A 19,581-nucleotide genomic window follows, 5' to 3' on the forward strand; every position below is an offset into this window, starting at 1 on the left:
GTGGCCGTGCTGACCGCCCCCGACCGCGCGGCCCCCACCTCCGCGCCACCCCGCCGTACCCGCGGGCAGGGACCACGCCGGACCCCGCCACTGGTGCTCGCGTTCGTCCTGGTCCCGCTGCTCGCCGAGGCGGTCTGGGTGTTCTGGCCGGCGCTCCAGGGCTTCTACCTCGCCCTCACCGACTGGGACGGAGTCTCACCGCCCCGCTTCGTCGGTCTCGGCAACTTCCGCGAGATGGCCCACGACAGCGTCTTCCGCACCGCCGCCCTCGACACCGTGCTCTGGCTGCTGCTCTTCGGCGGCCTGTCCGCCCTGCTCGGCCTCGGCGCCGCCCTGCTGCTCCAACAGGAACGCCGCGGCGTCGGGTTCTACCGCGCGGCCCTCTTCCTCCCCGTCGTCTTCTCCCTCGTGGCGACCGCCCTGGTCTGGCAGGCGATCTACCAACCCGACGGCGTCCTCAACCAGCTGCTCGACGGCCTCGGACTCGGCAGCCTCCGGCACGCCTGGCTCGCCGACCAGGACACCGCCCTGTACGCGGTCATCGTGCCCGCCCTCTGGCGGCAGATCGGCTACGTGATGGTGCTGTACCTCGCCGGACTCAAGGGCATCGACCCCGCCCTGTACGAGGCCGCCAAGGTCGACGGCGCCGGCCGCCTGCAACGCTTCCGCCATGTGACCCTGCCGCAGCTCCGCAGCGTCAACGCCGTCGTCCTGTCCGTCATCGTCATCGACTCCCTCAGGTCCTTCGACGTGGTCTGGTCGCTCACCCGCGGCGGCCCCTACCACTCCTCCGAACTGCTGAGCACCTACATGTACTCCACCGCCTTCCAGTCCCTGCGCCTCGGATACGGCTCCGCCCTGGCCGTCGTCATCTTCCTGCTGGCCTTCGGCGTCATCGCGTCCTACCTCGTGCGCGCCTTCCGGGAGGCCGACTGATGGCGACCTCACACCCCCGCGCCTCGCTCGCCGCACGCCGCCGCCGACGCGCCGCCACCGCCGGATTCCACCTCGGCGCCGGAGCACTCGCCCTGCTGTGGCTGCTGCCCATCGCCCTCGTCGTGGTCACCAGCCTGCGCTCCTTCGACGACATCGCCGCCCACGGACTCGGGAGCGTCCCCCACTCCTTCACCCTCGGCAACTTCCGGCAGGCCTGGGTCGACGGCGGCCAGCAGCGCGCCCTCGTCAACAGCCTGCTCGTCACCGTTCCCTGCGTCCTGGTGACCCTGGCACTGGCCGCCATGGCGGCCTTCGGCCTGAGCCGCTTCGAGATGCCCTTCCGCCGCTCGGTCCTGCTGCTGATGCTGGGCGGCAACCTGCTGCCCCCGCAGATCCTGCTCATCCCCGTCTCCAAACTCAGCGAACTGATGGGCATCTACGACACGTTGCCCGCGCTCGTCGGCGTGCAGATCGGTTTCGGGGTCGGCTTCTACGTCTTCGTCCTGCACGGCTTCATGCGCGCGATCCCCGTCGAGATCCAGCAGGCGGCCGTCGTCGACGGAGCCGGCCCGTGGCAGATCTTCTGGCGCATCGTCCTGCCCCTCACCCGCCCCGCGCTGGCGGCCCTCAGCGCCCTGTCCTTCACCTGGATCTTCAACGACCTGCTCTGGGCCATCACCGTGCTGCGCAGCGACACCAAGATGCCGATCACCGCCGCGCTCATCGGACTTCAGGGACAGTACGTCTCGATGTGGAACGTGATCGCCGCCGGCTCCGTCATCGCGGCCGTGCCCACCGTGGCCGTGTTCCTCAGGTTCCAGCGGCACTTCGTGGCGGGCCTCAACGTGGGAGCGGTCAAGTGACGACGCACCGGCGCTGGACCCTGCGCACCGACAACACCAGCTACACCGTCCGCCTGTCCCCGGCCGGGCCATGGGCAGAGCTCGACGCCTGGGGCCCGACCGGCGTGGAGCACGGCCCGTCCGCCCTGGACTGGTCGCGGCGCACCCACTTCATCACCCCCGCCGACGCCGCGCCCGCCGAGTATCTGCCCTACGGGCTGCGGCCGTTCACCGGCTCCGAGCTGGTGGCCTCCCGCCCCGGTGCGGAACGCGGCATGTGGTGGGACTTCGAGTCGGCCCAGCAGGAGGACGGCACCCTGCGGCTCGTGTTCATGGACGACGTGCTCGGACTGCGCACCACCCTGTGCTACGCGACCGTACCCGCGACGGACGTCATCCTCCGCTGGACCGAGCTGACCTCCACCGCAGACGAGGAACTGCGCCTGGAACGCCTCGACTCGGCAGCCGTGACCGTCCCCGTCACCACCACGGCCCGACTCACCTACCTCGCCGGCCAGTGGTCGCAGGAGTTCCAGCGCACCCGACTCGACCTGGCCCGGGGCACGTTCACCATGGGCAGCCTCCAGGGCACACCCGGACACGCCTACGCCCCCTGGCTCGCCGTCCAGGACGGCGACGCGGACGCGACGTACGGCATCGCCCTGGAGTGGCCCGGCAACTGGCACATCACCGCCGAGGCCGAGCCGGGCGGCAGCGTGCGCGTCCGCGCCGGGCGGGTCCCGCACGAGGGCGTCGTCGTCCTCGCCCCGGGAGAGACCCTCACGACTCCCCGTCTGGCCTGCGCGTTCAGCCCGGACGGACTCGACGGACTCTCCCGGGTCTGGCACCGCTACGAACGCCACCTCACCGGCGAGCGGATACACCGCCCCCGCAAGGTGCTCTACAACTCCTGGGAGGCCACCGGCTTCGACGTCGACGCCGCGGGACAACGGGAACTGGCCGAGGCGGCCGCCGAGATGGGCGCCGAACTGTTCGTCGTGGACGACGGCTGGTTCACCGGCCGCGCCGACGACACCGGCGGACTGGGCGACTGGTATCCGGACCCCGAGGCGTTCCCGGGCGGCTTCGGACGGTTCGTCGACGACGTCCGGGCCCTCGGCATGGACTTCGGCCTGTGGGTCGAGCCCGAAGCGGTCAGCCCGACGAGCGACCTCCACGCCCGACACCCCGACTGGGTCTACCGCGTCGACGGCCGCCCCGCCCGCCTGGTCCGCAACCAACTGCTCCTCGACCTCGGACGCGCCGACGTCCAGGACTTCGTGACCGGCACCCTCGACCGGCTGCTCACCGACCACGCGGTGAGCTACCTCAAGTGGGACATGAACCGCCCGCCCACCGAACGCGGCCGGCCCGGTGCGGGACGCGCAGACCGCCTCGACCTGGACGCCGGGCACGTCAACGGATACCTGCGTGTCCTGGACCATCTGCGCTCCGCCCACCCCGACGTCACGATCGAGGGATGCGCGGGCGGCGGCGGCCGGATCGACCACGCGACGATCGCCCGCACCGACGTCGTCTGGCCCAGTGACAACACCGCCCCCCTGGACCGGCTGTCCGTCCAGTACGGCTTCCTGCACGCCCATGCCCCGCACGTCATGAGTTCCTGGGTCACCGACGCACCCGGCATCTTCGACCCACGGCCCCGCAGCCTGGCCTTCCGGTTCGTCACCGCGATGTGCGGTGTCCTCGGCATCGGCGCCGACCTGCGCGCCTGGACGGCCGAGCAGCGCGCCGAGGCCGCCCGGTGGATCGCCCGCTACAAGGACGTACGGGAGATCATCCACCGCGCGGACGTCCGGCTCCTCGGCAGCCCGGCGGACCCGACCTGCGGGGTGCAGTACGACGATCCGCGGACCGGGGTCACCGTCGTCGCGGCACTGAGCACCGGCCGCCTCGACGGGGCTTCCCTCGTGCCCGGCCGCCCCTCCCGGCTGCGGTTGCGTGGCCTCGCGCCGGACGGGCACTATCGCGACGCCGCGTCGGCCGTCCCGTACAGCGGTGCACACCTGCTCCACTACGGTCTGCCCTTCCGGTGGAGCGCCGACCACGACGCCGAACTGGTGGTGCTCGAACGGCAGTGAACCGGACCGGCGGCAACCCACCAGGACGGCCGGCCGGCCGTACCCCGCGGACGAAGGAGACGAACACCACGATGGACCAGCCCGTACGACGGCACGACGCCCGCTTCACCGGCCGCACAGCGGTGGTCACCGGAGCGGCCTCGGGCATCGGAGCCGCCACCGCCGCGCGGCTCGCCGAGGAGGGGGCCGCCGTCGTGGTGGCCGACATCGCCGAGGAGCCGGGCGAGGCCGTCGCCGCATGCATCACCGCGGCGGGCGGCCGCGCCCGGTTCGTACGGGCCGACGTCGCCGCCGAGGACGACTGGACGCGGATCGTGGCCGCCGCCCACGACTTCGGACCCGTCGACGTCCTCGTCAGCAACGCCTACACCGTCGAGGTGACCCCCGCCCACAGCCTCTCCCTCGACTCGTGGCGGCGGCAGATCGACGTCAACCTCACCGGCGGCTTCCTCGGATTCCGCACCCTGCTGCCGGACCTGCGCGAGCGGCGCGGCGCGGTCGTCCTGACCTCCTCCGTCCACGCCCACAAGGGAATCCCCGGCCACCCCGCCTACGCGGCGTCCAAGGGTGCCCTGCTGTCACTGTGCGGGCAGCTCGCCGTCGAGTACGGGCCCGACATACGCGTGAACGCCGTCGTGCCGGGACCGATCCTGACCGCCGCCTGGGACCGGGTCACGCCCGAGGACCGGGAGCGCAGCGTCGCCGAGACGGCCGCGCGCCGCTTCGGCACCCCGGAGGAGGTGGCCGCCGCCATCGCGTTCCTCAGCGCCGACGAAGCCGCCTACATCACCGGCACCAGCCTCGTCGTCGACGGCGGCTGGAGCGTCGTCAAGGCATCCGCATGACCACGCCCCCGTCGACGTCCCCCCATCAGAAAGGCTGCTCGACATGACGCCCTATGCCCGCCGCGGCGTGCACGGCCAGACCGTGGAAGCCCTCGCCCGCCGCATCCTGGGCGGCGACATCCCCGAGGGGGCCACACTGGACCTGGTGGCGCTGCAGAGCGAGCTGGACGTGAGCCTCACCGCCCTGCGCGAGTCCCTCAAGGTGCTCGCGGCCAAGGGGATGGTCGACGCCCGCCAGAAACGCGGCACCTTCGTCCGCTCGCGCGCCGACTGGAACCTCCTCGACGCCGACGTGCTGCGCTGGCAGTTCGAGGGGGGCCGCCCGGGCGGGGCGGACCAGGCGCTGCTGCGCGACCTCGGCGAGGTCCGCGCCATCATCGAACCGGCCGCCGTGCGCCTCGCCGCCTCACGCCGCACCGAAGACGACCTCGCCGCCCTGGACGGCGCCCTGGCGGCGATGGGCGAGGAGAAGGCCGGTGCCGCGCACGCCGTCGAGGCCGACCTCGCCTTCCACCGCGCCCTGCTCGCCGCCACGCACAACGAACTCCTCGAACGCATGGAGATGGTGATCGAGTCCGGCCTGGCCCACCGCGACCGCATCGTGCACAACTCCCCGCACGGCGAGGACCCCGTCCCGGCCCACCGCGCCGTCCTGGACGCCGTGCGCGACCGGGACCCGCTGGCCGCCGAGGCCGCCATGCGTGCACTGCTCGACCAGGCCGGCCGCGATCTGGACCGCGTCGGCGAATCCGACCCGACGGAAGGCGCCCGCTCTCAGTGAAGATCACCCGCATCGAGACGTTCCTGGTCCCGCCCCGCTGGCTGTTCTGTCGTGTCGAGACCGACGAGGGCGTGGTCGGCTGGGGCGAACCCGTCGTCGAGGGGCGCGCCGAGGCCGTCCGTGCCGCCGTCGACGTGCTGGCCGAATACCTCCTCGGACGGGACCCGCTGTGCATCCAGGACCACTGGCAGGTGCTCACCAAGGGCGGCTTCTACCGCGGCGGCCCCGTCCTCTCCAGCGCCGTCGCGGGCCTCGACCAGGCCCTGTGGGACATCGCCGGCAAGACGTACGGGGCACCGGTGCACGCCCTGCTGGGCGGCCCGGTCCGTGACCGCGTCCGGGTGTACGCCTGGGTGGGCGGCGACGAACCCGCCGAGCTGACCGAGCAGATATCCGCCCAGGTCGAGGCCGGTTTCACCGCGGTGAAGATGAACGCGGCGGGAGCGACCTCGCCGATCACCACGCCCGCCGAGACCGCGGCGGTCGTCGCCCGGGTCGCCGCCGCCCGCGACAGCCTCGGCCCCGACCGCGACGTGGCCGTCGACTTCCACGGCCGCTTCACCGCCGCGAGCGCACGCCGAGTCCTCGCCGAACTCGCGCCGCTGCACCCGCTGTTCGTGGAGGAGCCCGTCGTCCCCGAGCAGGGGCATCTGCTGGGCGGGCTCGCCGCGTCCACCCCGATCCCGCTCGCCACCGGCGAACGCCTCTACGGACGGGCCGAGTTCCTGCCCGTCCTCACCGCGGGTGTCGCCGTCGTCCAACCGGACCTGTCCCACGCCGGCGGCATCTCGGAGGTGCACCGCATCGCTTCCCTCGCGGAGACCTACGGCGCCCAGCTCGCCCCGCACTGTCCCCTCGGCCCGATCGCGCTGGCGGCCAGCCTGCAAGTCGCCTTCGCCACACCGAACTTCCTCATCCAGGAACAGAGCCGGGGCATCCACTACAACAAGGACGCCGACCTGCTGTCCTACCTGGTCGACCCCGAGCCGTTCCGTTTCGTCGCGGGCCACGCCGCGCGCGGCGACCTCCCCGGTCTCGGCATCACCGTCGACGAGGCCGCCGTCCGCGCCGCCGACCGGACCGGTCACGCCTGGCGCAACCCGGTCTGGCGGCACCCCGACGGCTCCTTCGCGGAGTGGTGAGCATGACGCTGGACATCGCCACCGACCCTGCCCACGGCGGCCGTTGGACCTCACTGCGGGCGTCGGGGCGTGAGTGGCTGTGGCGGCGCGAGGCTCCCGAGCGGGACGGCGCCCTTCCTGGTGCGCCCTTCGTCGACGCGGGCGGACTGGAGGAGTGCGTCCCCACCGTGCGCGGCACACCGGATCACGGGGACGTCTGGTCGAGGCCGTGGTCGCGGGTCGGGGACCAGCAGGTCGTTTACGGTGACGGCTTCAGCCTGGCCCGCACGATCCGGGGGACGGACGGCGGCGCCGACGTGGACTACGAGCTGACGGCCGACCCGGGCTTCCGATTCGTGTGGGCCGCACACGCCCTGCTCGACCTCTCCGACCGAGCGAGCCTGCGATTGCCCGAGGGGGCGCCCACGCGTCTCTTCCCGGAGGCGGCACCGCTGCTGGAGAAGCCGTGGCCGCCCGACGCCCCCTGGGTGGACGGGAGTTGGCCCGCTCCCCGGGGTCTGCGGCTGGACCGGTTCGGCCCGGACGACGGCACCGCGGTCGGAGCGGTGGTGGACGCGCCGCGCGCTTGCGTCCATGACGGCCCGGACCGTCTGTCGTTCGCCCTCGAAGCCGACGGGCAGCCCGTGTCCGTCGCCCTGTGGCGCAACCTCGGGGGCTACCCCGCCGGACGCCCCTACCGCAGCACCGGAGTCGAGCCGATGCTCGGCCGCGTATTCGACCTCGCCGGCGCGGGTCCGGGCGACGCCGCCCGGGTACCCGCGTCCGGAGCGGTGCGCTGGCGACTGACCGTGGCCCCGCACTGCCGTTGCATCTGAACCACCTGAAACAACCTGAACCGACCTGAACCGACCCGAACAACGCACGACGCACGACGCACGCCGTACGACAAGGAGCCTTTCCATGGATCTTCGAGCCGCCCTGATCACTCACCGGCTGGTCGCGATCGTGCGCGGCGGCGACCCCGAGGCCGCCCTGCGCACGGTGCTGACGCTCGCCGACGAGGGGATCGAGCTGATCGAGGTGTCCCTGAGCGGCAAGGACGCCCTGTCCGTCATCGAACGGGCCCGGGAGAAACTCGGCCCCGACCGTCCCCTCGGCGCCGGTACGGTCCTCACCGCCGACGACGCCCGCGCCGCGTACCGGGCCGGAGCGGACTTCGCCGTCACCCCAGCACTCGGCGACGGGGTCGGCGCCGCCCACGACCTGGGCCTGCCCGTGCTCGCCGGGGTGATGACCCCCACCGAGATCCACGCCGCGCACACCTTGGGAGCCTGCGCGCTGAAGCTCTTTCCCGCCGCCCAGGCCGGCGGCCCCCCCTATCTCAAGGCCCTGCGCGGCCCGTTCCCGGACGCGGCGTTCGTCCCGGTGGGCGGTGTCGACGAGGAGGCCGCGCGCGCCTATCTGGCCGCCGGGGCCACCGCGGTCGGCGTCGGCTCGCCCCTGGTGGGTGACGCCGCGGACGGCGGAAGCCTGGACGCACTGCGCGAACGGGCCCGCGCCTACCTCGCCCTGACGCGCGGAGCCACCTCGTGACCACGGCCGGCGACACCACGGACGGGACACACGTGCGGTGCCTGCGTCCGGACCGACTCGAACTCGGTGAGGGCATCCGCTGGACCGACCGGGGCGTGGTCCTGGTGGACATCCTCGCGGGCCGGCTCCTCGCCGCGGACGGCGACCCGGGCGACCCGCTGCGCGAACTGGCCCGACTCCCTTGTCCGCTGGGCGCGGTGGCACCGGTGGCCGGAACAGCCGACACCTGGGTCGCGGCTGCCGGAACCGGGTTCTGCCTCCTCGCCCCCGGAGAGGCGCCACGCCCGCTGGCCCGCCCCGAGGCCGACGCCGCCCGGCCCATGCGCATGAACGACGCGACGGCCGACCCGTTCGGCCGGTTCTGGGCGGGCAGCATGTCCTACGACGCCGACCCGGACGCCGGATCCCTCTACCGGCTCGACCACGACGGCACGGCGGTCCGCGTGCTGGACGGCATCACCGTGCCCAACGGTCCCGCGTTCACCGCGGACGGCGACGTCATGTACCTGGCCGACAGCGCCCGGGGAGTCGTCCGACGCCACCCCGTCGATCCGGTCACGGCCGCCGTCGGGACCTCCGAGGTGTTCGTCACCGTCGACGAGGGCAGCCCCGACGGCATGGTGGTCGACGTCGAGGGCGCCGTGTGGATCGCCGTCTGGGGCACCGGAACCGTACGCCGGTATCTGCCGGACGGACGCCTCGACCGAACCGTCCGGCTGCCCGCACGACAACCCGCGGGCGTCTGTCTCCAGGGGGACCTGCTGCACGTCACGACGGCACGCGTGGGACTCGCCGACCCGTGTGCCGACGACGGCGCGTTGTTCACCGTCCGCGTCGACGTGCCCGGCCGGATCGCCTCGGGCTACGTCTTCCAGGAACCCGTCCCGCCGTCCCAGGAGGTGTCGTGAACCAGGTCCGGATGCCCGCGGTGGGCCCTGTGGTGTGCGTCGGGGAGACCATGGCCGCCCTGGCGCCCGCTCCGGCCGAGTCCCTGGAGATGGCTGAAGGCCTGCGTCTCTCGGTGGCCGGAGCGGAGTCGAACGTCGCCATGTACCTCGCCGACCTCGGCGTCCCCGTCTCCTGGCAGTCGGCCGTGGGCGACGACGCGCTGGGGCGGCGCGTGATCGCCGCGGTCGGTGCCGCCGGCGTCGACGTGAGCGGTGTACGCCGGGACCCGGACCGGCCGACCGGTCTGATGGTCAAGGAACCGGCCGGCGCCGGCACCCGCGTCCACTACTACCGCGGCGGCTCGGCCGCCTCGGCCATGGGCCCGGAAGTCCTCGCCGACGCCGCCGTGAGGTCGGCCGCCCTCGTCCATCTCTCGGGCGTGACGGCGGCCTTGTCCCCGTCGTGCCGGAACCTGGTGACCAGGGCACTCACCCCGCCTCCGGGCGAGCGACGCCAGAGCGTCAGCTTCGACGTCAACCACCGCGCCGCCCTCTGGCAGCCCGGGACCGCGGCGGACGTGCTGCGCGACCTCGCGGACCGCGCGGACATCACGTTCGTCGGCCTCGACGAGGCACAGGACCTGTGGGGCGCGGATCTCACGACGGACGACGTCCGCAAACTCCTCCCGCATCCGCCCCTTCTCGTCGTCAAGGACGGCGGGCGGGGAGCCACCGCCTTCGCCGAGGACGGCACCTGGACGGTGCCCGCGCCGCGCACCGAGGTGGTGGAACCCGTCGGCGCCGGCGACGCCTTCGCCGCGGGTTTCCTGGCCGGCCTGCTCCGCGACGGGGACATCCCGCGCGCACTGCGGCTCGGCCACATCACGGCAGGCTCGGCCCTCAAGGTGACCGCGGACCGGGGCCCGTTGCCGGACGACTCCACGATCCGCCGGCTTCTCGCCATGACACCGGGGGAGTGGGAGATCCTGGCGGCGGACGGTCTCCCGCCGAGCGGGGCCGCAGAGGACGGAACGGCCTGACGGCCACCCGCCGTCCGGCCGTATCCGGCCGAACGGCGACACCGCCCCGATCCGCCGCGGACGTCAGTCCTTGCCCGCGCCCTCCGAGGCGGCCACGGAGAGCGCGGGCGCGGTGTCGGCGTAGCGGGCCCGCATGGCGTCACTCGCGGCCGGCCCCGCGGTGAACACGTACGCCTCACTGTCGTCGAGACGACGGCCGGACCCGGCGTCGACGACCACCGGCTGCACCTCTTCGCCGCTCGCGGCGTCGACCAGGATCATGCTGCGCCGCTCCGGCGCCAGGCGGGAGTTGCCCCAGGCCGCAAGCGCGACGATCACCGGGCGCAGCGAGCGGCCCCGTTCGGTCAGTACGTACTCGTGGCGCACGGGCTGTGACTGGTAGGGCCGGCGTTCCAGCAGGCCGTCGGCGACGAGTGTCTTGAGCCGTGCGGTGAGCATGCTGGAGGAGATCCCGAGGCTCTCCTGGAACTGGTCGAAGCGGGTGTACCCGTCGAAGGCGTCGTGAAGGATCAGCAGCGTCCACCACTCGCCCACGTGCTGCACCGTGGTGGACAGCGGGCACTCCCGGTCCTCCAGCCTGATCCGGCCTGCCATGACTGCTCCCCAGAGGCACTGCTAAAGTGAAAGTTACTAGCTTCTATTTTAGCAGCAACTAGGGCCGGTGCGCTCCGCACGCCCGCGCCCCGAGGAACGGAGCCTGCCATGACAAGCCCTGTCAGCGACTCGCTCACGGGCCGGCGCGCACTGGTCACCGGTGGCACCCGAGGGGTGGGCGCCGCCGTCGCCCGGCGTCTCGCGCAGGCCGACGCCACCGTGCTGGTGACCTCCCCCGGCAGGCCCGACGGTCTCAGCCCCGACACGTTCATCGCGGCGGACCTGTCCACCCCCCAAGGCGCGGCGACCGTGGTCTCCGAGGCGCTCGACCGCCTGGGCGGCGTCGACATCCTGGTCAGCAACGTCGGCGGCTCCGAGGCGCCCTCGGGCGGGTACGCGGCGCTGAGCGACGACGACTGGGCGCGTGAGCTGAACACCAACCTGCTGGCAGCGGTCCGGCTCGACCGCGGTCTGCTGCCCGGCATGATCGAGGCGGGCAGGCAGGGGCGCGATCGTGCACGTCACCTCGATCCAGCGCCGCATGCCGCTCTGGAACGGCACGCTCGCCTACGCCGCGGCCAAGGCCGCGCCGGCGACCTGCAGCAAGGGACTGGCCAACGAGGTCGCCCCGCACGGCGTCCGCGTCAACACGGTCTCGTCCGGCTTCGTCCGGACCACCGCGGCGGACGACCTGGTCGCCCGGATCGCGGAGAACGCCGGCACCGGCCGGGAGGCCGCGCTGGACCGACTCATGGACTCGCTCGGCGGTATCCCGCTGGGTCGCCCCAACCATCCCGAGGAAGTGGCCGAGTTGGTCGCCTTCCTCGTCTCCGACCGTGCTGCGTCGATCGTCGGCGCCGAGCACGTCATCGACGGCGGCACCACCCCCACCGTCTGATCCGCCCTCTCCTCACCCGGGACCCCTCATGCCTCATGACCAGCACCGGACCATCGACCCCGCCGAATTCCCCCCGGCCGTCGCCCGCTACCTGGCCGCCCACCGCGACCGCGACACCGCCACGGCGCTCACCACCCTCACCGAAGACGCCTCCGTCACGGACGACGGCACGACCTACGAGGGAACGCCGGCCATCGCGGACTGGCTCGGCAAGGCCGCCAGTGAGTACAGCTACACCACCGAACTCACAGCGGCCCACCGCACCGACGCGACCCACTACACCGCCACCCACCACCTCGAAGGCGACTTCCCCGGCGGGCAGGTGGACCTGCGGTTCCGGTTCACCCTCCGGGACGACCTCATCGAGCGGCTGGTGATCGCACCCTGAACCACGAGCCGGCCGTGGGACGCCCCAACTGCCGATCGTCGTCAGCCCGAAAGCCGCGCCGACGCCAGCGCGTGCGCGCGGTCCAGGGCGTCGGCGGCCGGGCAGGCGACGTCCGGTACGACGCCGGTGCCCTCCCAGTTGGTGCCGGAGACCGGGTTCACCGAGCGGCCGACCGGGATCGTCGCCTCCAGGTGCGGGTGCACCGTCCAGCCCTCCCGGGGGTGCGCTCCGCCGTGGGTGCGCTCGCCCACGATCACGGCGCGGCCGAGCTGCTGCAGGTCGTAGGCGAGTTCCTCGGCAGCGGAGAACGTGCGTTCACTGGTCAGGACGTACACCGGCCCGGTGCCGCCGAAGCGCCTGCCCGGGACGTGCGCCAGACTCCAGGACTGTTCGAAGCGCTCGCCCTCGCGCCAGAACATGGTGTTCAGGTGGGTGCGCTCGTCCAGCAGGTGGCTGCAGACGAAGGCGACCGTGTCCGGGTCGCCGCCGAGGTTGGAGCGCAGGTCCAGGACGAGGGCGCGGGCGCCCGCGGCGAGGCTGAGCGCGGCGGTCAGCGGCTCCGCCGCCCACTCCAGCGGAAACAGCGCCGGGGCCAGCTCCACCACGGCCACCCCTTCGTCGAGCAACTCGACCCGTGGCGCACCCCCCAGCGAGTTGTCGAAGTCGCGGCGCATGGCGGCCAGAGCCGCGGCCCCCCGTTCTTCGGGTACCGAGTCCGCGTGGTACTTCAGGCTCAGATGGCGGTCGCCGTTGACGGACCGCAGGTCCGCGGTGACGAGCCGGCCTAACTCCTCGGCGCTGTCGACGTCGTAGGAGCCCTCGGCGAACCGCCGTCGCAGCAGGACCGTCAATTCCGCGGCGACCTCGGGGAAGACGTAGTGCGCGGTCAGGAGCCGGACGGTCTCGTCGATGACAGGGGCGGGGCTGAGGTGCGTCAAGGTCGTCATGGCGGCGAGTACAGCACCGGGCTTGCGAAAGCGTCAAGAGAGTTAGACACTTTTCGGCATGCATGACGAGCCCTCGCACACGCGGCCTCCGGAGGAGGTCCAGGAGATCAGCGCGCCCGAGCAGTTCGCCGCGCTCGCCCACCCCTTGCGTCAGCGGCTGCTTTTCGCCCTCGGGCACAGGCCCGCGACCACCAGCCAGTTGGCCGTGCAGCTCGATGCGAGGAAGGGCAACGTGAGCCATCACCTCAAGGTGCTTCGCGAAGCCGGGCTGGTCCACGTCGCCGAGACCCGCCGGGTACGTGGCGGAACCGAGCAGTACTACCAGCGCACCGCGCGCCGGATGCTGGTCACGGAACCGCAGCCGGCCGGTACCGCGGCCATGTTCGCCGGCGTCGCCCAGGAACTCGAACGCTCGCCCGCCGAGGTCGGACTGACGTTGCGCCATCTTCGTCTCAGTCCGACGAAGGCGCGGCACCTGGCGGAGACCCTCGCCCGACTGGTCGACGAGGCCGAGGAGGACGCGGACGACCAGCCGGTGCACGGGGTGCTGGTGACGCTGTATCAGCACGCCGATGGGGCAGGCGGGACCGGGCAGTCGGGCGGGGAGGTCTCGTGACCCCGCGGGGGGTCGGTGCCGCTTCCCGTGTCACGACGTAGGGGCGGCACCTCCGCCGGACGCGTCCCCGGCCTCGGGCCCCTCTCCGTCGGGAAGAGGCTGCTCCGTCCAGATGGCCTTGCCCTCCGTGGTGTAGCGGCTGCCCCAGCGTTCGCAGAGGGCGTTGATGAGCTGGAGGCCCCGGCCACCCTCGTCGGTCTCGGAGGCGCGGCGGATGCGGGGCATGGTCAGGCTCGCGTCGGACACCTCGCAGACAAGGGTTCCGCTGCACAGCAGGCGGAGTCCGATGGGCCCCCTGGCGTGCCGGATGACGTTGCCGACGAGTTCGCTGGCCAGCAGTTCCGTAGTCATGACCAGGTCGTCCAGGTCCCACTGCGCGAGCTGCTCCCGGACATGGCGGCGGGCCTCACCCGCGGCCTCCGGACCTTCGGGCAGCGCCCAGGAGGCCATCTGACGGTCGGCGACGCCGTGCACCCGTGCGATCAGCAGCGCGGCGTCGTCCGCGGTGGGCTGACCGCCCGGCAGCAGCCCCATGGTGACGGCGTCGCACACGTCCTCCAGCTCGGTGCGCAGGGCGGCCCGGGGGAGCAACTCGGCCAGCTGGGCCATGCCTTGGTCGATCTCACGGTGCCGTGACTCCACGAGCCCGTCGGTGTAGAGCACCAGAAGACTGTCCGCCGACAGTTTGAGTTCCGTCGTCTCGAACGGCGGGAACGCCGCGCCCAGCGGGGGGTTGGAGGCCACGTCGGGGTAGTGGGCGCTCCCGTCGGGCAGGACGACGAGCGGTGGTGGATGGCCCGCCCGCACCACGGTGCACGAGCCGTCGGTGGAGTCGTACAGCGCGTACAGGCAGGTGGCGTAGGAGTGTTCGCCGAGGCCGCCGACGATGTCGTTGAGGTGGCCCATGATCTCGTCGGGCGGCAGTTCCAGGGCCGCCAGGGTGTGCAGCGCGGTCCGTACGCGGCCCATCGTCGCCGCCTCGGGCAGCCCGTGTCCCATCACGTCGCCGATGACGAGGGCCACCTGCCCCGCCGACAGCGGGATGAGGTCGTACCAGTCGCCGCCCACATCGGCGGTCTGTCCGGCCGGCAGATAGCGGGCCGCCGCCGTCACCTCCGGCAGGACGGGCAACCTCGTTGGCAGCAGGGCCCGTTGGAGTTCCTGCGAGCGGGTGAGTTCGGCGTCGTACAGGCGTGCCCGCTCCAGGGCGTGCGCCACGAGGGCGCTGATGGTGAGGAGCAGCGTGCGCTCCTCGGAGCTGAGACGCCGCGGGGTATCGAAGGCGATCACGCACACGCCGAAGGTGTGGCCGGACGCCGTCAACGGGAGGAAGGCCCACGCCTCCTTGGTGGTCGGAGGCCGGCTGCCGCCCTCGGGAAACGCGGACGCCCATTCGTCGCGGGACGAGTAGAAGAGGGGCTCGCCCGTCAGGACCGCCTGCCCGACCGGATTGGCGTCGGACAGTTCCATGCCGTTCGGCCCGTGCATCTTCTGGAGGAACGTGTCCGGGTAGGCGACGGACCCGATGTGGACCAGCTTGTCGCCCTCACGGACCAGCACCAGCAGGCCCTGGGCGTCGAAAGGCGGCAGGACTCCCTGCGCGATCGCGCTCACCACGTCGTGCGAGGTGGTGGCCGCGGCGAGCTGACTGGTCAGTTCCACCGTCCGGCTCGCCCGCTCCGCCGCGCTCCGGATGGCCTCCACCTGTTCGGTCTCGCGGCGCCGCGCGTCGGTGACGTCGGTGAGGTACAGGGTGACACCGCCCGGCACCGGGACGAGCCGCAGGTGGTAGCAGAGACCGGTGTCGGCCATCGTGATGTCGAAGCCGAGAGCGACGGACTCCTCGGCCCCCCGCCTGCACCGCTCCGCCACGTCCGGCATGGAGCGCAGCGCGGGCAAACCCCACAGGTCACGTCCGAAGAGCTGCTCGTCGGTGACACCGAGGACGCGTTCGGCCTCCAGGTTGGCGAACGTGATGCGCCAGTCGTCGTCCACGGACAGGAACGCGTCGCTCATGTACTGCAGGGCGCGGCTCAGGGCATCGCGGGTGGAGCGCGACGCGTCGCTCGCCCAGCCCTTGCCGACGATGCGGTCCACCCGGCCCTGGTCGTCGAGGACGACGTGACCGGACGCGCGTGTCCACGTGTAGCTCCCGTCGCCGCCGCGGACCCGGTACTCCGCCTCGAACGGGGTGTGCGTCCGGATGGTGCGGTCGGCCGCCGCGAGCGTGCTCGGGAGGTCGTCGGGGTGCACCGCCTTCATCCAGCTCTCCACGCGGGGCACGAAGTCCGCCGGATCCGTGTGGTAGACGCTCATGGCCGCCGCGTCCCACAGCAGCTCGCCGGTGCGCACGTCCCACTCCCACGAGCCGACGGGAGTGAAGTCGAGGTCGGTCCCCAGCCGAACCGGGGCCGGCATCGCCTTCAGACGCCCCATGGTCCAGTCCGCCACCGCGGTGAGGAACGTCCACTGCTCGGGCGTCGGCTCCCGGTCGTCGCCACTGAGACATGTGATCGCACCGATGGCGCGAACCCCGTCGACCAGCGGTACGGAGAACCAGCCGGACCGCGACAACAGAGGGGCCGCGGGCTCCACGAGGTCTGCGGGGACCGCGGCCCGCCATACGCGTTCGCCGGACCGCACGGCACACGCGGTGGCGGTGGGTCCGTTCTGGTCGACGATCTCCCAGGCCCGCGTCAGCGACGCCGGCAGCCCGGCGGAGGAGACGAGACGCAGGGCCGACATCGGGCCGCGCAGATAGACGGCCCCGCCGACACACCCCAGCTCCGCCATGGAGTGCTGGAGGGCGAGCCGGAAGACATCGCTTTCCGTGATGCCGTCGTCAGCGGTGTCGAGTACGTCCAGCCGCCTGATCACAGACCCAATATAGGGTGCAATGCCGTTAATGACATCGTCTGTCAGTCGGACTGCTTCCAGAGAGGCCGGAGCCACACCGCGAGGGAGGCACGGGCAGCTGATCGCCGGAACCCGGGCGAGGACCGCTCGGCGGCGCGCCAAGGGACGGCGCAATCCGTGCGTGTCGCCATGATGATCGCTTTTGGTGGTGCAACGCAGAATCACCGACTTCGAAGGAACACACCCATGCGTATCCGCACGGCTCTCGCCCTCCCCGTCGTCGCCGTCGTCGCCGTGGTCGGCCTGGCCGGAACCGCCGCCGCCGACGGTGACGCCGGAAACGGCAACGGCGACGGCACCACCGCCACCCAGACCATCACGGACAACATGCTCAGCGGCCTGGGCATCCCCGGACACGTCTTCAGCGTCGGCAACACCGGCCTGGAGCAGAACCCGGTCACCATCACGTTCGCGAACATCGGCTAGTCCGTTCGGTCGACGGCAACGCCCGCCGCGGCCGACAGCCGCTTCCAGCGGCGCCCGGCTCCCGAGCCGCCACGTCCGGCGCACCGGACGGAAAGGCCGGCGTCCCGGTGATCACCTTCCCGGGACGCCGGACCCTTGGGGCCCGCCCGTCACCGGCTCCCAGCCCGCGCTCGGAGCCTGTCCGGCGGCACAGCGCCACCGGCATCGGCCGTGATCCCCGGACGACCCCCAACGGACTCCCCACCGGACCGCCCCGCAGCGGCCGCGCATGGCCCCGTCACCGCACGACTCCCGGGTTGCGGGCCCTCGTACCCGCCCCCACGCTGACCCTGACGCCCAGGTGATCACCGATCCCGGCCCGGTCGCGGCATCTCCGCGCACACCGGGCCGCCCGGCGATCCCCGTACGCGAGCACGGGGGCGTCGGTCCCGACGACGCGAGGGCGGTGGCACACAGGTGAACGCCGGACCGCGCCGTCCGCACCGGCGGCAGGACGCGCCCGGCACGCGGCGCGGTGGACGCCGGACGCGCTCCGTCGTGCTGGGGAACCGCTCCGCGCGCGGGTCCCGATCCGTGGCGCGGGCCCGCACGGCCGGCGCGACCGCGGGCGGAGGCGCGGCGGTGGGCCACGGACTCCGGGTGGCCGCCGCGTACGCCTGGCGGTTGCTGGTCGTCGGCGTCGTCGCCTACGCGGTCTTCTCCCTCCTGGGTCGGCTGCAACTCGTCGCCGTGGCGCTCTTCCTCGCGCTGGTCATCACGGCCGTGCTGCGCCCCCTCGCCGACCTCCTGGCCCGTCACATGCCCCGGACCCCGGCCGTGGTGCTCAGCATCGGCGGCAGCGTGCTGTTCGTCCTCGGGCTGTTGTCCCTGGTCGGCGGGCTCGTGGCGGGGGAGTCGGGGCGCCTGGGGAACGAGTTCGCCGGGGGACTGGGGCGTATCGAGCGGTGGCTGGAGGGCTCTCCCTTCCACGTGAGCCACGCGGTGCTGTCGAACCTGCAGGACAAGATCGCCCATCTCGTCTCCGAGAACCGGTCGGTACTGATCAGCAGCGCCCTCAGCGGCGTCGGGCGTGCGGTGGAGGTCGTCACCGGGCTGGTGCTCGCCCTGTTCTGCTCGCTGTTCTTCATCCGCTCCGGGGACAGGTTCTGGCGCTGGTTCAAGGACCTGATCCCGCAGAGCGCCCGCGACCCGTGGGACCGGGCGGGGCGCGCGGCCTGGCGGACCTTCGCCGGGTACACGCGCGGCATCATCATCGTGGCCGCGACCAACGCCGTGCTCGTCGGGATCGCCCTGTACGCGCTGGGGGTCCCCCTCGCACTGCCGCTCACCCTGCTGGAGTTCTTCGCGGCGTTCATCCCGCTGGTGGGCTCGCCCGTCGCGCTCGGCGTGGCCACGGTCGTCGCCCTGGCCACCAGGGGGCCGGTCGTCGCGATCGTGGTCCTCTGCCTGATCGTCGTCATCGGCCAGTTGGAGGGGCACGTACTGCATCCGCTCGTCCTGAGCTGGGCGGTCCGCCTGCACCCCGTGGTCGTCGCGGTCTCGGTCATCGGCGGAAGCATCCTCGCCGGAGTGATCGGCGCCGTCGTGGCCGTTCCGATGGTGTCGGTCGCGTGGTCGGTGATCAGCGAACTGCGCACACCGCCCGAGCCGGCGGGCCGCTCACCGGACAGCCCGCCCGCGCCACCCTGACCCCCGCTCCGTCGCGGGGGCCATCTGAGGCATGTCCCGCCGCCTCATTCCGGCCAGCCGAGCGACGAGTAGACGCTCCCGGCGGCGATGGCGGCGAGTGCCGTACGGGTGTACGCGACCAGCTCGTCGGGGAGCGCGTCCAGGGGCCACCACCGCCATTCGGTGCACCGGTCGGGTTCCAGGACCCGGGGTTCACCGCTCCAGCGGGCGGCGGCGAAGAACAACTGCACCCGGGGGAACGGGCTTCCGGGGTTGCACACGTCCACGGTGTGGACGAGGTAGAGCGCGTCGGCCTCGACGGCGATCCCGGTCTCCTCCGCCGTTTCCCGCACCATGCAGGCGAGCGCGGACTCGCCGGGCTCGCGATGCCCGGCCGGCACATGCCACGTCGAGGGGGCGAACGCGCTGTCCGGGTGCCGTTTGCCGAGCAGCACCGCACCGTCCCGTACGAGAACGAGGTGGGCGCCGACGATGCTGCGGGCGCGGACCTCGCCGCCCTCCCGGACGCGCACGGTCGGCGGCACTCCGTTGCCGTCGAGGCGGGGGCGCGGGTGCTTCTGGTGCTCGCGGAGAACGGCCGTCGTGCCGGGATCCATGGTCATGTGCGCCGTCTCGGCGATGCTCGTCCAGCGCAGTTGGATGCCTTCGTGGAGGGGGATCTCGTGGGCGGGCCTGTTCAGGGTGGCCACGTGGACGAGGCAACGGTCTGTCAGGGTGCCATCCACGTCGAAGGTGTCGACGACGAGGAACGGCGCGAGATCCGGGACGGTGAGGCCGGTCTCTTCGAGGAGCTCGCGGGCGATCCCCTCGGCGGGCGACTCGCCGGGCTCCGTGCCCCCGCCCAGCAGACCCCATTGACCGGGCCGCCAGATGGGCTTGTTCGCGTCACGCAGGTGCAGCAGGTACCGCCCGGCGTCGTCGACGAGAAGAGCCGAGGTGCCGAGCAGTTCGGCCGGGTTCCCGGAGGGCGGGGACGGCATGGCGTCCAGGCTTGTCATA

General features: G+C 72.6%; 18 protein-coding genes and 1 pseudogene. 15 read left to right on the forward strand and 4 right to left on the reverse strand.

The window, feature by feature from the left end:
• The 10 genes from ACIRQH_RS10420 to ACIRQH_RS10465 all read left to right on the forward strand — a co-directional run bounded on the left by ACIRQH_RS10420 (position 1) and on the right by ACIRQH_RS10465 (position 10,108).
• On the forward strand, positions 1-936 hold the full coding sequence (locus ACIRQH_RS10420) for a carbohydrate ABC transporter permease (protein ID WP_388933156.1): 936 nt from the start codon (positions 1-3) through the stop codon (positions 934-936).
• Complete coding sequence (locus ACIRQH_RS10425) at positions 936-1,799, forward strand: carbohydrate ABC transporter permease (RefSeq protein ID WP_388871918.1); 864 nt, start codon at positions 936-938, stop codon at positions 1,797-1,799. Before ACIRQH_RS10420 ends, ACIRQH_RS10425 begins: the two co-directional genes overlap by 1 nt.
• On the forward strand, positions 1,796-3,880 hold the full coding sequence (locus tag ACIRQH_RS10430; RefSeq protein WP_404225168.1) for an alpha-galactosidase: 2,085 nt from the start codon (positions 1,796-1,798) through the stop codon (positions 3,878-3,880). The genes ACIRQH_RS10425 and ACIRQH_RS10430 overlap by 4 nt, the downstream gene beginning before the upstream one ends.
• Before the next feature lie 71 nt (positions 3,881-3,951).
• Positions 3,952-4,725 carry an SDR family NAD(P)-dependent oxidoreductase gene (locus ACIRQH_RS10435; RefSeq protein WP_404225171.1) on the forward strand — a complete coding sequence of 258 codons (774 nt, stop codon included), beginning with the start codon at positions 3,952-3,954 and terminating at the stop codon, positions 4,723-4,725.
• A 43-nt stretch (positions 4,726-4,768) separates the two neighbouring features.
• A complete protein-coding gene (locus ACIRQH_RS10440) occupies positions 4,769-5,506 on the forward strand; it encodes an FCD domain-containing protein (RefSeq protein WP_358818773.1) in 738 nt (245 codons plus the stop codon).
• Positions 5,503-6,648 carry a galactonate dehydratase gene (gene dgoD, locus ACIRQH_RS10445; RefSeq protein ID WP_404225173.1) on the forward strand — a complete coding sequence of 382 codons (1,146 nt, stop codon included), beginning with the start codon at positions 5,503-5,505 and terminating at the stop codon, positions 6,646-6,648. The genes ACIRQH_RS10440 and dgoD overlap by 4 nt, the downstream gene beginning before the upstream one ends.
• 2 nt (positions 6,649-6,650) lie before the next feature.
• The gene (locus ACIRQH_RS10450) at positions 6,651-7,463 is read left to right on the forward strand and encodes a hypothetical protein (protein WP_388933163.1); all 813 of its coding nucleotides are present in this window, start codon (positions 6,651-6,653) and stop codon (positions 7,461-7,463) included.
• 85 nt (positions 7,464-7,548) lie between these two features.
• The gene (locus ACIRQH_RS10455; protein ID WP_404225176.1) at positions 7,549-8,181 is read left to right on the forward strand and encodes a bifunctional 4-hydroxy-2-oxoglutarate aldolase/2-dehydro-3-deoxy-phosphogluconate aldolase; all 633 of its coding nucleotides are present in this window, start codon (positions 7,549-7,551) and stop codon (positions 8,179-8,181) included.
• Positions 8,178-9,089, forward strand: a complete 912-nt coding sequence (locus ACIRQH_RS10460; protein ID WP_404225178.1) for an SMP-30/gluconolactonase/LRE family protein — start codon at positions 8,178-8,180, stop codon at positions 9,087-9,089. The genes ACIRQH_RS10455 and ACIRQH_RS10460 overlap by 4 nt, the downstream gene beginning before the upstream one ends.
• A gap of 11 nt (positions 9,090-9,100) precedes the next feature.
• On the forward strand, positions 9,101-10,108 hold the full coding sequence (locus ACIRQH_RS10465; protein WP_404225711.1) for a sugar kinase: 1,008 nt from the start codon (positions 9,101-9,103) through the stop codon (positions 10,106-10,108).
• A 63-nt stretch (positions 10,109-10,171) separates the two neighbouring features.
• Here the strand turns inward: ACIRQH_RS10465 and ACIRQH_RS10470 are convergent, their stop codons facing one another.
• Positions 10,172-10,702, reverse strand: a complete 531-nt coding sequence (locus ACIRQH_RS10470; protein ID WP_388933170.1) for a winged helix-turn-helix transcriptional regulator — start codon at positions 10,700-10,702, stop codon at positions 10,172-10,174.
• A 108-nt stretch (positions 10,703-10,810) separates the two neighbouring features.
• Between ACIRQH_RS10470 and ACIRQH_RS10475 the strand changes: the two are divergent.
• A pseudogene (locus ACIRQH_RS10475) lies at positions 10,811-11,600 on the forward strand (SDR family oxidoreductase).
• Between the two features lie 28 nt (positions 11,601-11,628).
• Positions 11,629-11,988, forward strand: a complete 360-nt coding sequence (locus ACIRQH_RS10480) for a nuclear transport factor 2 family protein (RefSeq protein WP_404225182.1) — start codon at positions 11,629-11,631, stop codon at positions 11,986-11,988.
• Positions 11,989-12,029: 41 nt separating this feature from the next.
• On the opposite strand, the gene ACIRQH_RS10485 is transcribed toward ACIRQH_RS10480, so the two are convergent.
• On the reverse strand, positions 12,030-12,935 hold the full coding sequence (locus ACIRQH_RS10485; protein WP_404225184.1) for a S41 family peptidase: 906 nt from the start codon (positions 12,933-12,935) through the stop codon (positions 12,030-12,032).
• A 58-nt stretch (positions 12,936-12,993) separates the two neighbouring features.
• Here ACIRQH_RS10485 and ACIRQH_RS10490 point away from each other — a divergent pair, with 58 nt between their 5' ends.
• On the forward strand, positions 12,994-13,551 hold the full coding sequence (locus tag ACIRQH_RS10490) for an ArsR/SmtB family transcription factor (RefSeq protein ID WP_388871893.1): 558 nt from the start codon (positions 12,994-12,996) through the stop codon (positions 13,549-13,551).
• Positions 13,552-13,581: 30 nt separating this feature from the next.
• Here the strand turns inward: ACIRQH_RS10490 and ACIRQH_RS10495 are convergent, their stop codons facing one another.
• A complete protein-coding gene (locus ACIRQH_RS10495) occupies positions 13,582-16,428 on the reverse strand; it encodes a SpoIIE family protein phosphatase (RefSeq protein ID WP_388871890.1) in 2,847 nt (948 codons plus the stop codon).
• A 225-nt stretch (positions 16,429-16,653) separates the two neighbouring features.
• On the opposite strand from ACIRQH_RS10495, the gene ACIRQH_RS10500 reads away from it, so the two are divergent.
• Together ACIRQH_RS10500 and ACIRQH_RS10505 are read left to right on the forward strand one after the other, a co-directional pair.
• Positions 16,654-16,893, forward strand: coding sequence for a hypothetical protein (locus ACIRQH_RS10500; protein WP_404225186.1), 240 nt, complete (start codon positions 16,654-16,656; stop codon positions 16,891-16,893).
• 621 nt (positions 16,894-17,514) lie between these two features.
• Complete coding sequence (locus ACIRQH_RS10505) at positions 17,515-18,582, forward strand: AI-2E family transporter (RefSeq protein ID WP_388871884.1); 1,068 nt, start codon at positions 17,515-17,517, stop codon at positions 18,580-18,582.
• Between the two features lie 44 nt (positions 18,583-18,626).
• Here ACIRQH_RS10505 and ACIRQH_RS10510 read toward each other — a convergent pair whose 3' ends face one another.
• The gene (locus tag ACIRQH_RS10510; RefSeq protein WP_404225188.1) at positions 18,627-19,580 is read right to left on the reverse strand and encodes an NUDIX domain-containing protein; all 954 of its coding nucleotides are present in this window, start codon (positions 19,578-19,580) and stop codon (positions 18,627-18,629) included.
• Position 19,581 lies beyond the last annotated feature (1 nt).

It is taken from the genome of Streptomyces sp. NPDC102279 (assembly GCF_044766365.1).
Lineage (GTDB): Bacteria > Actinomycetota > Actinomycetes > Streptomycetales > Streptomycetaceae > Streptomyces.

Coding starts and splice junctions, on each gene's coding strand:
- ACIRQH_RS10510 (WP_404225188.1), bottom strand. CDS start 19,580: ATGACAAGCCTGGACGCCATGCCGTCCCCGCCCTCCGGGAACCCGGCC.
- ACIRQH_RS10450 (WP_388933163.1), top strand. CDS start 6,651: ATGACGCTGGACATCGCCACCGACCCTGCCCACGGCGGCCGTTGGACC.
- ACIRQH_RS10435 (WP_404225171.1), top strand. CDS start 3,952: ATGGACCAGCCCGTACGACGGCACGACGCCCGCTTCACCGGCCGCACA.
- ACIRQH_RS10465 (WP_404225711.1), top strand. CDS start 9,101: ATGCCCGCGGTGGGCCCTGTGGTGTGCGTCGGGGAGACCATGGCCGCC.
- ACIRQH_RS10500 (WP_404225186.1), top strand. CDS start 16,654: ATGCGTATCCGCACGGCTCTCGCCCTCCCCGTCGTCGCCGTCGTCGCC.
- ACIRQH_RS10455 (WP_404225176.1), top strand. CDS start 7,549: ATGGATCTTCGAGCCGCCCTGATCACTCACCGGCTGGTCGCGATCGTG.
- ACIRQH_RS10425 (WP_388871918.1), top strand. CDS start 936: ATGGCGACCTCACACCCCCGCGCCTCGCTCGCCGCACGCCGCCGCCGA.
- ACIRQH_RS10440 (WP_358818773.1), top strand. CDS start 4,769: ATGACGCCCTATGCCCGCCGCGGCGTGCACGGCCAGACCGTGGAAGCC.
- ACIRQH_RS10480 (WP_404225182.1), top strand. CDS start 11,629: ATGCCTCATGACCAGCACCGGACCATCGACCCCGCCGAATTCCCCCCG.
- ACIRQH_RS10485 (WP_404225184.1), bottom strand. CDS start 12,935: ATGACGACCTTGACGCACCTCAGCCCCGCCCCTGTCATCGACGAGACC.
- ACIRQH_RS10470 (WP_388933170.1), bottom strand. CDS start 10,702: ATGGCAGGCCGGATCAGGCTGGAGGACCGGGAGTGCCCGCTGTCCACC.
- ACIRQH_RS10490 (WP_388871893.1), top strand. CDS start 12,994: ATGCATGACGAGCCCTCGCACACGCGGCCTCCGGAGGAGGTCCAGGAG.